At 70.5% G+C, this 13,411-nt stretch carries 9 protein-coding genes and 1 tRNA gene; 2 read left to right on the top strand and 8 right to left on the bottom strand.

Features of this window, described 5'->3' with window-relative positions; all coding sequences use genetic code 11:
- Positions 1-87: 87 nt before the first annotated feature.
- Entirely contained in the window at positions 88-702 is a 615-nt protein-coding gene (locus tag ACGFU7_RS21035) for a TIGR03086 family metal-binding protein (protein WP_393697515.1), read from the bottom strand.
- 29 nt (positions 703-731) lie between these two features.
- A complete protein-coding gene (locus tag ACGFU7_RS21030; RefSeq protein WP_393697514.1) occupies positions 732-1,793 on the bottom strand; it encodes an amidohydrolase family protein in 1,062 nt (353 codons plus the stop codon).
- Positions 1,794-1,943: 150 nt separating this feature from the next.
- On the opposite strand from ACGFU7_RS21030, the gene ACGFU7_RS21025 reads away from it, so the two are divergent.
- Positions 1,944-2,936 (top strand): fibronectin type III domain-containing protein, encoded by a 993-nt coding sequence (locus tag ACGFU7_RS21025; protein ID WP_393697513.1) that lies wholly within the window; start codon positions 1,944-1,946, stop codon positions 2,934-2,936.
- Positions 2,937-3,017: 81 nt separating this feature from the next.
- On the opposite strand, the gene ACGFU7_RS21020 is transcribed toward ACGFU7_RS21025, so the two are convergent.
- The 5 genes from ACGFU7_RS21020 to ACGFU7_RS21000 all read right to left on the bottom strand — a co-directional run bounded on the left by ACGFU7_RS21020 (position 3,018) and on the right by ACGFU7_RS21000 (position 8,528).
- Positions 3,018-4,175 (bottom strand): VWA-like domain-containing protein, encoded by a 1,158-nt coding sequence (locus ACGFU7_RS21020; RefSeq protein ID WP_393697614.1) that lies wholly within the window; start codon positions 4,173-4,175, stop codon positions 3,018-3,020.
- A gap of 55 nt (positions 4,176-4,230) precedes the next feature.
- The gene (locus tag ACGFU7_RS21015; protein WP_393697613.1) at positions 4,231-5,460 is read right to left on the bottom strand and encodes a sigma 54-interacting transcriptional regulator; all 1,230 of its coding nucleotides are present in this window, start codon (positions 5,458-5,460) and stop codon (positions 4,231-4,233) included.
- A gap of 5 nt (positions 5,461-5,465) precedes the next feature.
- Positions 5,466-7,214 carry an ankyrin repeat domain-containing protein gene (locus tag ACGFU7_RS21010; RefSeq protein ID WP_393697512.1) on the bottom strand — a complete coding sequence of 583 codons (1,749 nt, stop codon included), beginning with the start codon at positions 7,212-7,214 and terminating at the stop codon, positions 5,466-5,468.
- Positions 7,211-8,347, bottom strand: coding sequence for a gala protein (locus tag ACGFU7_RS21005; RefSeq protein WP_393697511.1), 1,137 nt, complete (start codon positions 8,345-8,347; stop codon positions 7,211-7,213). The genes ACGFU7_RS21010 and ACGFU7_RS21005 overlap by 4 nt, the downstream gene beginning before the upstream one ends.
- Before the next feature lie 108 nt (positions 8,348-8,455).
- Positions 8,456-8,528 (bottom strand) — tRNA-Cys (locus ACGFU7_RS21000).
- A gap of 243 nt (positions 8,529-8,771) precedes the next feature.
- On the opposite strand from ACGFU7_RS21000, the gene ACGFU7_RS20995 reads away from it, so the two are divergent.
- The gene (locus ACGFU7_RS20995; RefSeq protein WP_393697510.1) at positions 8,772-11,063 is read left to right on the top strand and encodes a glycosyl hydrolase family 18 protein; all 2,292 of its coding nucleotides are present in this window, start codon (positions 8,772-8,774) and stop codon (positions 11,061-11,063) included.
- A 398-nt stretch (positions 11,064-11,461) separates the two neighbouring features.
- Here ACGFU7_RS20995 and ACGFU7_RS20990 read toward each other — a convergent pair whose 3' ends face one another.
- Complete coding sequence (locus ACGFU7_RS20990) at positions 11,462-13,393, bottom strand: DNA/RNA helicase domain-containing protein (protein WP_393697509.1); 1,932 nt, start codon at positions 13,391-13,393, stop codon at positions 11,462-11,464.
- Positions 13,394-13,411 lie beyond the last annotated feature (18 nt).

The raw sequence follows: 13,411 nt of genomic DNA, 5'->3' as shown, positions 1-13,411 counted from the left end.
GCCGTCGGTCCGGCCACGGGCCGTCCCGGCCCAGGTCCTGGGGCTGCTCCGGTTCGCCCCGGCCCACCGGCCTCGGCTGCCTGTCGCTCAGTCGCCCGGCTGCCAGTCCGGGCGGCGGCCGCTCATGGCGACGGCCCGGTCGACCAGGGGGGCGTCGGCCGGGACCGGAACCGGCGGACCGAAGATGCGCTCGGACCGGGGGACGGTGTCGCTGGGGGTCAGCATGGCCAGCGAGACGCGCAGGCTCGCCTCGTCCGCCTCGTACTTCTGGCCGGTCGACCGGGCCAGGTCCCAGCCGTGGATCACCAGCTCGTCCAGCACGATGACCGCGGCCACCTCGCCCGGCAGATCCACGCCGCCGGCCCTGGTCATCCCCTGCCGGGCGGCGGGGTCGCGCCAGGCCGTCACGAGCTCGTCCAGCAGCGGCGGCAGCATTTCGCGCCAGTCGTCGGCGAGTACCGGAAGTGCGGCGTCCGGGGCAGTGTCGGTCGTCGGCCCGAAGTCCTTGCGCGCCGCGTCGCGGAAGGCCGTGGCCAGCCCGACCACGTGGGCGAGCAGCTCTCGAACCGTGTAGTCGGGACAGGGCGTCGGGCCGGCCAGCTGCTGTGCGTCGATACCGTCGAGCAGGCCGGCGATCTGCCGGGCCGCAGGCTCAAGATCGATCGTGGGAATCGTGGGTGTTGTCTCCGTGTGCGTGTCCATACAGTGCAGACCGCTCCGGCGCCCGGAACTCATCGCACGACGCGTCCCCGGAGCACGATCCGGCTCGGGTGATCCAGCGCGGCAGGGTCCAGGGTCGGGTCGGTGGCGTACGAGACGAGGTCGGCGGGTGCGCCGTCCACGAGCCCCGGCAGACCGAGCCAGGCCCTCGCCGTCCAGGACGCCGCGCCCAGCGCCGCCTCGGCCGGCAGCCCGGCCCGTACCAGCCAGTCCATTTCGCCCGCGACCGTTCCGCACGGGAAAGAGTCCGTTCCCGCCAGCACCGTGACATCCGCCTCATGGGCCGCGCGCACATTGCTGAGCATGGTGTCCCAGCCGGCCAGCCACAGGTCACGGCGCACGCTCGGCTCCCGTGCCCGCATCGCGTCCACTTTCGCGCCGAAGACGCTCAGCGTCGGGACGAACGCCGTGCCCTGCGCGGCCATCCGGTCCAGCAGCGCCGGGTCCAGATGCATACCGTGCTCCAGACTGTCGGCGCCCGCCAGTACGGCATTCCGCGTGCCCTCGGCGGTCTGGCAGTGCACCGCCACCTTGCCGCCGGCCGCGTGCACCGCCTCCACCACCGAGGTCAACAGCGGCAGCGGTACGGCGGGTTCGTCGGCGCGCCAGTCACCGATGACCTTGCACCACCCGGAGGACGCGGCCGCCTCCTCCACGGCAGCCCGCGCCAACTCGGCCTCGCTCACGTCCCGTCCGAAGCCGGGGAAGAACCGGCCGGGCGTGGCCAGCCACCGCCCCGCCGATGTCACACGTGGCAGCTCAGGGTCCTTCTCCACCCACGCGGGCATCCGCTGCGAAGTGCCGGGGGTGCGCACCGCAAGCACTCCGGCATCCCGGTGCTCGCCCAACTGCCTGCGCAGCAGCTCCTCGTCGAAGGCGGCGCCCGGCTCCAGCGCCCCGGGATGTGTGTGTACGTCGACGAGTCCGGGCAGCAGCCAGCCGCCGTCGATGATCGTCTCCGCATCCCGGCCCGCGCGCCCGCCCGCCGGCCGGCCGGCGCGGAGCACCTCGCCGTCGATCCAGAACTCGCGCTCCTCGCGCTCCGGCAGCACAACCCCGCGTATGCACAACATCAGCCGACCGTACGTCACATCCGGGACCCCGCCGACGGACCGCCGACGTACGATCGCCTGCGCACACCGGCACATTGCGGAACGTTCCGCTCCACCCTCTTGTCGGCAACCCCCACGCCATGCGATACAGGTCTGGACCATTGCTGCCGGATGGAAGGCACGACCGTGCAACGCCCCCACGCAACCGCCGCGTCGGCCTGCTCCGCCGCCCTGCTCCTCGCCGCGCTCACCGCCTGCGGCTCCACCCCCGAAGCGGACACCCGCAAACCCACGACGCCGGGCCATGTGACAGCACAGGCCGGCAGCGCCACCTCCGTGCATGTCATGTGGGAGCAGGCATCCGACAACAAGGCGGTTACCGGCTACGAGATCTACCGCAAGGGCGAGAAGGTCAAATCCGTCCCGGCGGCCAAGGTGATGATCGACGTCGACGGGCTGACCGCCTCGACCGCCTACACCTTCACCGTCCGGGCCCGCGACGCCGCCGGGAACCTCTCCGCGCCGAGCGCCGCCGCAACCGTCACCACACCCGCCCCGACCCCCGCCGACCACGAGCCGCCGACCCGGCCGGTGAAACTGCGCGGCACCGCGGACGGCAGCCGGGCGGCGAACCTCTCCTGGGGCGGCTCGACGGACGACGTCGGCGTCACCTCGTACGACATCTACCAGGAGGACTCCCGGATCCACAGCGTGCCCGGCACGCAGACCACGGCGCATCTGACCGGACTGCGCCCCGGCACCGTCTACACCTTCACCATCCGCGCCCGCGACGCCGCCGACACCTCCTCGCCGGACAGCAATGCCCTCGATCTCACCACCGCGTCCGCCCCGGGCGCGCCGGCCGGTACCGCCCCCACCGGCCTGCGGATCAGCAACCGTGTCCAGGGCAAGGAGTACGCCATCGACCTGAACTGGCAGCAGCCCGAGACGGGCGGCGAGATCCCGGCGTACCAGCTCTTCATGGACGGCCGGCTGACCACCACGATCGTGTGGGGCTCCACCCCGCCCGCAGGCAGGGCGAGCTACCGGCTCACCGTCAGCGACCCGCGCGGCACCCGCTACTCGATGAAGATCCGCGCCAAGCTGCCGGACGGGAAGTGGGGGGACTTCTCCGCCCCGCGCACGGTCGTCCTCGGCGACTGACCGGCCCACGGACATGTGATCTGCGGGTTCGTGGCGTCGGGGGCGGTGGTGACGTGACCGCCGGGTCGCGACGGCGCCGGCTCAGCCGGTGACGCGAACGGTCTCCACCCACCTCGGGGGCTGCGGGGCGTCCGGGCCGATCAGCGCCGCGACGAGCCGGCACGAGGGGGCCTCGTCCGGCCAGGGCGTGTAGCCGTCGGTGAGGACGACGACGATGTTCGGGCGGTCCCGGGCCGCGAGGGCGGCGTTGATGCCCACCCGCATGTCCGTGCCGCCGCCCCCGCCCAGGGTGATCTGCTCGGCGGCCGTCACCCGGGACACGCTCTGCACATCGGCGTCGCAGGCCAGCACGGTGACACGGTTGCCCCGGATGCCCACCTCCCGCAGCACTCCGGTGACCTCGGCCAGCGCCGAGGCGAGCTCGTCATCACCCATCGACCCCGAGGTGTCGATGACGACGGCGACCCGGGGCAACGGACGGCGCAGGCTGGGCAGGACGACGCCGCGGAGCGCCGCGCTGCGGCGGGACGGGCGACGGTACGTGTAGTCGATCGCCCCGGCGGCCCATGCGGCCGCCTCCCGGACCGCGCCCGCGAGCGCCTGCCGCCAGTCGACCGTGGGCTCCAGGACCTGGTCCGCCCAGCGCTGCCAGCCCGCCGGGAGAGTGCCCCGGCTGCGCCGGTGAGCGCGCATGGCCTCCGCGGTGTGGCGCCGCAGCGCCTGGGCCTCGGCCGGACCGAGACGTGTCGGACCGTCGGCCCCGGTCAGGTCCCAGGGCACCGGTTGTCCATGGGCGCCCGAACCGCAGTTGTGTGGGGGCGGGCCCGGCGGCAGCTCGGGAAGATACACCTCGAAGAGCTGCCCGGCCGGCAGGCCGAAGAGCCGCGGTTCCATCCGGCCGGGCGGCAGGGGCAGCCCGTCGGCGATGAGGTCGTCGTTGATCTCGCAGTCCTGGGCGACGTTCACGCGGTGCGGGTCACGCTGGTCGGCGGCGGGCAGCCGCTCCGCCCGCCCGTGGTGATCACGCAGCAGATGCGCCACCTCGTGCACCCACACCGCCGCGAGCTCCGCCACCGGTGTCGCGTCGACAAAGGCGGGCGACACATAGCAGCGCCAGTGCCGGTCCACGCCCATGGTCGGCACCTCGGTGCTCGCCACCACCGTCAGGGCGTACAGCGCCGAGGCCAGATAGGGCCGGTCGGTCGCCGCCCGGTAGCGGGCGGCGAGCAGCTTCGTCATGTCCAACTGGGGCCGCCCCGGGGCGGTTTCCGGCTCCGGCACCGACGTGCCCGCCTCAGCCGCTCTGTGGCAGTGCGCCGGACAGCTGCAGCAGTTCCACGAAGGCGTCGATGCCCTCCGGCACCGGCCAGTCGGTGTCCCGCATCGTCGCCAGGTCCACTGCCGCCCTGGCTGCCACATCGGGCACACCCGCGTCCACGGCCTTCGCCAGCACCACCCAGCCCGCCTCCCAGCGGCGCCGGGTGAGATCGCCCTGGACGGCCGCGACGACCGCGATGAGGAAGGCCAGCTGCCGGTCGCCGCGCTCGGGCAGGGCGAACGCGGTGGGGTCCGCCAGCACGCGGTCGGGGTCGGGCAGGTCGAGGTTCTCCAGGTAGGACAGCAGCTCGATGCCCGCGCCGTCCCCCACGGCCCCGGTCAGCGCGGCGGCCACCGCCTCCCGCCCGGCACCCGTCGCATACCCGGTGGCGAGCAGCCGCAGTGCCATGTCCCAGGTCCGCGGGGACGGCCAGGCCCGGCCACGGCTCTCCGCATCGGCCGGAATGTGATGGACGAGCCCCGGTCGCGCGGTCAGGAAGCCGGAGACCGCGCCACGGGCCCGCGCCGCCGAGCCCGCAACCCTGGCGGCGTCGACGACGGGGACCGCCACCTCGGGCCACGTACCGGCCATGCCCCGCGCGACGGTGCGCGGATCGTGCGTCCACTGGAGGTGCACGAAACGGTTGGCGAGCGGAGGGCTGAGGTGCCAGCCGTCCGCCGCGCTCGACGGAGGATTCGCCGCCGCCACGATGCGTACGGACTCCGGCAACGTCAGGCTGCCCACCCGCCGTTCGAGAACGACGCGCAGCAGTGCCGCCTGCACGGCCGGGGGAGCGGACGACAACTCGTCGAAGAACAGCAGCCCCTGGCCCGTGCGCGCGAGCCGGACCGCCCAGTCGGGCGGGGCCATCGGTACGCCGGTCACGGCAGGATCGTCACCGACGACCGGCAGCCCGGCGAAGTCGGACGGTTCGTGCACACTGGCGATGACCGTTTCCAGCCCGAGGCCGAGCCCGGCGGCGAGCTGCTCCATGCCGGCCGACTTGCCGATGCCCGGCTCGCCCCAGAGCAGCACCGGCTGATTGGCCGTCACTGCCAGTGCGAGTGCCTCAAGTTGGGGATTGGCGGCGGCTTCGGTCCGCGAGGTCCGCAGTCTGCGATTGAGCTCGTCGGCGGCGTCCAGCGGTCCCGGCACGGCGGCCGGAGACGGGGGTACAGGTGACTGCCCCGGAGTGCTGCGGGCGATGGTGTTCACCCTTCCTCATCCTCTTCCTCTTCGTCGTCCTCCCACTCGTCCCACCAGTCGGCCCCGATGCCCGGATGCTCCTTCTCCACCCGTTCCCTGAGGAAGTCCAGGTCCGTCCGCCGGTACTTGCGGATCAGCTGGTCCAGCGAGAGTTCCATCTGGTCGATCACGTCGATCCGTGCCCCGGCCTCGATCAGCGCCTTCACGAGTTCCGGCGAACCACCGTTGCCGACCGCCGTGCAGAGCGGGGTGCGGTCCCGGTGGTCCCGTGCCTCCAGATCGAGGCCGGCTGCCAGAAGCCGGGGCAACAGGGGCTCGTGGTCGAGCAGGTGCAGCACATGGAGCAGATTGCGCTGCCCGCCGTCCCGTACCCGGGGGTCGACCCCCGCGTCCAGGAGTTCCAGGACCCCCGGTGTGTCCCCGTGCTGGGCGCGCAGAAAGAGTTCCCGCAGCTGCGCCCGCAGGGCCTTGGGCAGCCGGGCCGTGCCGGAGGTGGAGGCGTGTTCCACGGCGAAGCAGCCGGTGACCGCGCCGCCGAAGGCGCGCAGGGCGTTCTCGCGCTGTCGCTCCTGCGGGCTGTGCGGGGAGCCGAGTGTCCCGTCGCGGAAGACGACCGTGTGCCATTCGCCGCGGCACCTGACCCGTACCGGTGCGGGAGGCGTCGGCCCCGGTGGGCCGGCCGCCCTGTCGAGGTCCGGGAAGAGTGCGCCGACGACCAGCGGATGCAGTTCCCCGGGAGACGCCCCGCCGGCCCGCAGCAGGTCGAGGTCCGGCAGCCGGCGCCAGAGCGCCTCGGGCAGGAAGGGCGCGCCCTCGGCCGCCCCCCGGCCGACGAGCCTGATCCGCAGCCGTCCGCGGCCCGTGAACTCCAGCAGGAGGTTGGCCCGCCAGTCCTCACCGATCTGGAAACGCTCCGCCGGACTCTGCTCCGCGAACCGCCGGACCTCCGCCTCCAGTCGGGGAACATCGAGCGCCAGTCCGGACATGATCCCTTCCGGAGTCGCCCGGTACCACGCAGGCGTTTGTGGTGGCGTCGGATCCCATTCGATTCCGGCCGCTGCCAGGGACTCGGGCACCTGGCCGCTCTGGTGCAGCAGCGTCACCCACTCGGCGTGGGCCGACGGATCATCGAACCCCGGATCCGCCATGGGCAGTTCGTCCGCCCCGCGCGGTGTGCCGTCGGCGTGGAAGAACGGCAGCCGGTCCGCGCCACCGACCCGTGCGCGCAGCTCGTCGGTACGGCGTGCGTCCCACAGATGCCGGGAGGTTCGCCAGTCCTCGGTTCCTGCACGGAAGACGCCGGGTGCCGCGTTGCGTCCCCTCGCGCCGAACCGGAGAGAGATCCGCTGCGGTCCGTCGACCATGGGGGGTGTACGGAGATACAGATACGGTGCCGTCGGCCCCGGGCCGTCCGCCGTGCCGCCGTATCCCGCCAGGACCACGGTCCGGTCGGTGGCGAGCGTGGAACGCCCGCCCAGGACCCTCGGCAGATGCCAGCGCACCAGGTCGGGCACCAGATGACGGAGATCGGACCCGAGCGACCCGGCCACGTCCGGACCGTACTGCGCCAAGACCTCAGCCAGGTCAAATGTCACATGGAACCGGGCAGTCGCGCAGACGCCCTCCCAGTCTCCCGCTGCCCGTCGCCCGGCGGACTCCTCGATCATCCACCGGGGCACCGCGTACCGGCGGACCTGCCGTCGGCTCGCCACCTCGTCCGGCGCGAAGTACCCGGCTGCCGCGTCCGGGCTCACCGGTAGACACTCCGGACCGCGCGCAGGTCCGCATGAGTCCCGCAGTCCGGGCGCAGCCGCGCCGCGAAGGACCGCTTCACCTTGCGGGGGAGGCCCGGCCCCAACCCTACGTACTCCAGACGGGAGTCGGCGTCGACGGCCGCGAGCAGGGTCTTCGCACCCCGCCCGGTGAGCCCGGTGTGACACAGCTCCAGCCGCCGCAGCGGACTGCCGCGCAACGCCCCGGCCAGTGCATCGGCCCCGATGTCACCGGTGACATTGGACCGGGCCCCGAGGCTGCGCTCCGAGGGCGGCCGGCCCAGATCGAGCGCCTCGATCCCGCCGAGCGCATCGGCCAGGGCGCGTGCACCGGCGGGCCCGATCCCATTGCCCCCGATACCGAGCCGGACCGGACGGGCGGGGTCGGCCGCGGCCGCGAGCACGGCGGCTCCCGCGTCGCCGAGATGGTTGGCCGGAAGGTACAGCTCCCGCACCCCCGCGTCCCGGATCAGTGCGGCCAGCAGGGGAGCGGACTCGGCGCCGAGCCCATTGCCTCCGAGGAACAGCCGCTCGACGGGCCGGGACCGCTGACTCAGTACGGCAAGCAGTGCCGCGAGGCCGTCGGCCGTGAGCCCGCTGTTCACCAGGTCGAGGGTGCGCAGCACGGTGTTGCGGCGCAGCATCGGAACGAGCGCCCGGACACCGGCGTCACCCAGGGGATTGCGTTTCAGCCACAACGCCCTGACGGTGTCGTCCTCGCTCAGCGCTCCGGCGAGCGCCGTGACCCCGTGGGTTCCGATGCGATTGCAGCCGAGATAGACCGTCTCCAGTCCGTGGCCGCCCCGGCCGAGCGCGTCGGCGACGGCCCGCGCTCCTTCGTCGCCCAGCGAGTTGGTGCCGAGCAGCACATGCACGGCGTGCGGGGAGCGGGCGACTGCGGGCATCACCCGGACCGCACCCGCCGCCCCGAGCCCCTGCTTGCAGAGATCGACCCGTCCGTCCACCCGCAGCGTGCCGAGCGGAAAGGTCTCGTCGGTCTCGACGGGGTGTGCCGATCCCAGCCGCTCCAGCAGCGGATCCAGCAGGGCCGCGTCGGCGAGCGGAATGTCCGGGTGCTCGATCGCGGGACAGCGCACGGGCATCGGCTGCAACATCACTACTCCCCAGGTCCCCCGTCGGCACCCGGCCAGGAGAGGGCGACCGCGTTCTCCGCCCGCTCAGGACGAACCGACGCCATCGACTCTCCTCCACGAAAAAGGCGGCAAGACCGGTCGGATTCGAACCGACGTCCTCCAGCTTGCTGCTAGGGCGCGACGACCTCTGCGCTACAGCCTTGCCGCGAGTGATCATAGGCGCAGCGACATCAAATTCGCACACCAGTGCCTCTGTTGATCCCCGAGATCTCAACTCGCTGTCGGTCGAGGCGGAGTCGCCGGGGCCTCTGGGCGACCGACCGCAAATGGTCTGTACCTATTGACGAGTTGGTCCAGACCATTTAGTTTCCCCTGTGCTCCATGGCGCCAAGGAATCCCGCTCCCCCTCAGGACCGCCTCACGGTCCCTGCCTCAAGGGAGAACCATGTTCGAGCACATGACCTTCATCGGAAGAAGGACGTCGACCGCCCTCGTCGCCGTTCTCGGACTCCTGCTCTCACTGCTGTCCTTACAGACCGCACCCGCACACGCGGCGGGCAAGCTGACGGCCACCTTCACCTCGGCCGACAACGGTTCGTGGTGGAAGGGGACTTATGTCCTGCACAACGACACCGACACCGCCGTCACCGGCTGGAGCCTCGAATTCGACCTGCCGGCCGGGGTCGCGATCGACACCTCCTACAACGGCACCGTCACCCCCCGGGGCAGCCATATCACCGCGGTCAACGCCCACTACAACGGTACGGTCGCCGCGCACAGCACCACCGAGCCGTACAGCTTCTGGTTCGTGGCCACCGGCCCGATCACCGCACCGGCCGGCTGTCGGATCAACGGCGACAAGTGCGACGGCTCCGCGGATGTGCCGCCGGGCGCGCCGAGCGGGCTGAAGCAGACCGATGTCACCACCCGCACCGCTTCGCTGTCCTGGACGGCGGCCACGGCGGGCGACTTCCCCGTGGCGTCGTACGACATCCTGGCCGGCGGAAAGGTGCTCGGCACCGCCACCGCAGCCACCACGGCCACGGTCACCGGGCTGACCCCGGCGACCGCCTACTCCTTCACCGTCCGGGCCAAGGACACCCGCGGCAACACCTCCGCCGAGAGCGCCCCGCTGACCGTCACCACCGTCGACCCGGCCAGTGACACCTCCCCGCCCACCGCACCCGGCTCGCTGCACTCCACGGCGGCCGACTCCTCGTCCGTCACGCTGGCCTGGACCGCCGCGACGGACAACCAGCGGGTCGCCGCGTACGACATCTACCGGGGCGGCCAACTCGCCACCACGGTCTCCGGTACGACGACCACCGCCACCATCGGCGGACTCTCGCCCTCGACCTCGTACACCTTCACCGTCAAGGCCCGTGACGCGGCGGACAACGCCTCCCCGGCCAGTAACGCGCTCACGGTGAAGACCGACGACATCGTCGGCGCGGGCAACTACGCCAAGGTCGGCTACTTCGTCCAGTGGGGCATCTACGGCCGCCAGTACTTCGTCAAGAACATCCAGGACTCCGGCGCCGCCGACAAGCTCGACATCGTCAACTACGTCTTCGCCAACATCGATCCGAACAACCTCACCTGCCTGAACGGCGTCACCAAGGGCACCACCGCCGACCCTCAGGACCCCGAGCAGGGCACCGGCGCCGGCGATGCCGACGCCGACTACGCCCGTCCGTTCAGCGCCGCCCAGTCCGTCGACGGCGTCGCGGACGACGGCTGGGGCAAACTGCGCGGCAACTTCAACCAGTTGAAGAAGCTCAAAAATCGCCACCCGAACCTGAAGATCGTGGTCTCGCTCGGCGGCTGGACGTACTCGAAGTACTTCTCCGACGTGGCGGCCACCGACGCCTCCCGCAAGAAGTTCGTCTCCTCCTGCATCGACATGTACATCAAGGGCAACCTGCCCGAGTACAACGGCGCGGGCGGCCCCGGCACCGCGGCCGGAATCTTCGACGGCTTCGACATCGACTGGGAATGGCCGGGCACCGGCACCGGACACCCCGGCAACCATTACTCACCGAACGACAAGGACAACCTGACGCTGCTGCTCGCCGAGTTCCGTCAGCAGATGGACGCTCTCGGCGGCGGCCACCGCCTCCTCACCGCCTTCACCCCCGCCGACCCGCAGAAGATCGGCGACGGCTGGGACCTGAGCAGGGTCTTCGACTCCCTCGACGTGGCCAACGTCCAGGGATACGACTTCCACGGCTCCGGCAGCGACAACTCCTGGGAACCGAACCGCACCGGCCACCAGGCCAACCTCTACACGGACGACCAGGACCCGTACGACTTCCACTTCAGCGCCGACGCCGCCATCAAGGCCTACACGGACGCGGGCGTCGAACCCCGCAAGCTGACCCTCGGCATCCCCTTCTACGGCCGCGGCTGGCAGAACGTCACCGACGGCGGGACCGCGGGCGAATGGCAGCCCGCAGGAGGCGCGGCCCCCGGCCAGTTCGCGGAGGAGGCCGGCACCCGCGGCTACTCCAACCTCATGGGCGCGTATCCGACGATGACGATCCATCACGACGAACAGTCGGTGTCCACGTACGGCTACACCGGGAACCAGTGGTGGTCCTTCGACGACACCTGGTCCATCGGCAAGAAGACCGGGTACGTGAAGGACAAGGGTCTTCTGGGCGTCATGGTCTGGGAGATGTCGGGGGACACCCCGCAGGGCACGTTGATGAGCGCGCTCGACACCGGGCTGAAGTAGGGCGCCGGTACACCTCCGCCCCCGGCGCTGTGCGTACCGGGGGCGGAGTGCGTGGGCGGGCGACAGGATCAGCGCAGCTGCTCGTACGCCGGCAGCGTCAGGAAGTTCGGCAGCCACAACGGCATCTTCACGGCCCAAGAGCGGGTTTGCGCGCAGAATTTGAGGCCGGAGCAGACCGCGACGCTGATCCTTCCCGGGCACGGCCCGCCGGCCGCCCCGGCACCAGTGCAGTGCTGGCGCCGGCCGCGCCAGGTAGAAGATCAGATCTGTGACCAGGAACTACGCGGGGAGATTGTCCGACGGCCTGCTGGCGGCAGCACCGGGCAATGAGCGTTGACAATCGATGGTCTGCAATGCAAACCGGGACGAACTGGGGCCGCGAACCATCACCGTCCCCTTTATGACGCCGAGGAGGCCTGCTGGGTGTAGTGCGCGGCGCCTGATTGGTGCGTGGAGACTGCGTTGTCTTCTTCGGCCCGGACCAACTGGCGCAGCTTCGCACGCGTAGCGGTGTCGGTGGAATACACGACCGTCCCCACCATGCCACGTGTCAGGAGCACTTTGTACGTGTTGCGGATAAGGCGATCCACATCTGCGTCAGGCGTGGACTTCTTGAAAACGGGATCCTTGGACGCCGTCCGGTCAGTGACCCAGCGATCCTCACGCCATACCAGGTCAGGTCCCAGGATCACACCGCTCCAGTCGTACTCAAATCCTTGAGCGGTGTAGACGCATCCAACCTGTCCGAAGCCGGCCGGGTCGGTTGCCCAGAGCGCGGCCGGAGGTGCACCCGCGACCGCCCTCTCACCGAAGACGTTCCAGGGCCGTTCCCAGTCCCCGATGACGACATCCGCAGGCAGGGGCTGCCCGGGCGGAACCTTCCTGGACCACTTCCAGCAGTAGCCCGCCGATATGCGTGCCCCGAGACCCTGGGCTCGGCGGGCTTCGAGGAACTCCTCCATTTCCCATGGACTGTCCGCGACAATGAGTTGCATCTTGTCGTCCGGGTCCCACCGCACGGGGCCTCCCGGTTCCAGTCCCAACAGACGGACAGTCCATCGCAGATAGGCATCGCTGCCTCCGCACCTGAACTGACTGTCCAGAGGCACCACCTGGCATTGCAGCCCTCTGGCGGCTGCCGCCGCTCTGATCTCTGCAACGGTTCCCATCTCTCCGGGCCGTACAACCTGGTGTTCATCGAGCAGGAAGACCGGCACTCGTGCCGCATCGATGAGTTCTTCGATCTGGGCCTTGCCCGTACGGCCTGCTGCCGGGGTGTAGCGGTTTGCCGAGGTTTGCCTCATGCGATGTGCCTCGTCACAGATCAGCACGTCGAGGCTGTTTCGCTCGGCTGTCATGAAGCTGTTGAAATACTTGAAGAGCTCCTGCACTTCGCGCTTCCGGGCCCCGGCGACCTTGCGCATGGTAGTGGTGAAGGAGTTCGACCCGGTCGCGTGCAGAGCTGTGATTCCTTGGCGATACAGCTCGCCGAGCAACGAGAGCGCGATAACACTCTTGCCGGTGCCCGGACCACCGGTGACGACCACGACCTCCTTGTGGTCGGACCGCCTTGACCGGCGCACAGCGTTGAGCACCGTCCGGTACGCCACCTGCTGCTCGTCCAGCAACACGAACTGTTCCCGCTCGCGCACCTCTTGTGCAGCCACGGCCATGAGCTGTCGGGAAGGGCCGATTTTTCCGGCCAGCAACTCGTCGGCTGCGGACGCTCCGGAGTCCGTCCCCAACCTCGTACGCAGGTAGTCGATGAACTCACTGCGCCTCGCACCGATGAACAGTTGACCGAACGCATCCTGCTCGGCCTCGAACAGCCCACTGACCCCGAACTCGGTCGCGTTGTGCAGATACGCGGCTCCGGAGACGCGATGAGGGTGCGCGGCTAGTGCGCCGTTGAAAGAGACCAGATACTGGCAGTAGGCGCGCACTTGGTCGACAGGATTGAGCACGGGACGGGCGTACGCGTCGATGCGGCACAGCGATGGATCCTCGTCATCCGGCTCGGCGCTGCTCCACTGTTTGAGTTCGACGACAACGTACGACGGCTCTCCGGTCTTGGGATGCACACCCGCCAGCACTGCGTCAGCACGCTTGCTGTTGAGCGGCAATCCGTACTCCAGCAGGATTTCCACCTGGTCGAGACCGGCTTCGTTGAGTGCGTTGGCCAGCACGGGGATGCTGCGCTCCCAGGACCGCGCCTCGGAAGTGCTGGGGCGGTAGCCGTGCACGTGGACGAACTGCTCAGCCAGCCGGAGGAAGAGAGAGCCGGACAGACACTCGGCGGCGACCGCGGCGGCGGACTCGCGGAACAGCAACGGATGCTCCCAGGCAGC

Origin of the sequence: Streptomyces sp. NPDC048473 (genome assembly GCF_043200155.1) — a bacterium.
In the GTDB taxonomy this organism is placed as follows: domain Bacteria; phylum Actinomycetota; class Actinomycetes; order Streptomycetales; family Streptomycetaceae; genus Streptomyces.
The sequence above is the reverse complement of the archived record's forward strand: the minus strand, read 5'-3'. Positions and strand labels throughout refer to the sequence as shown.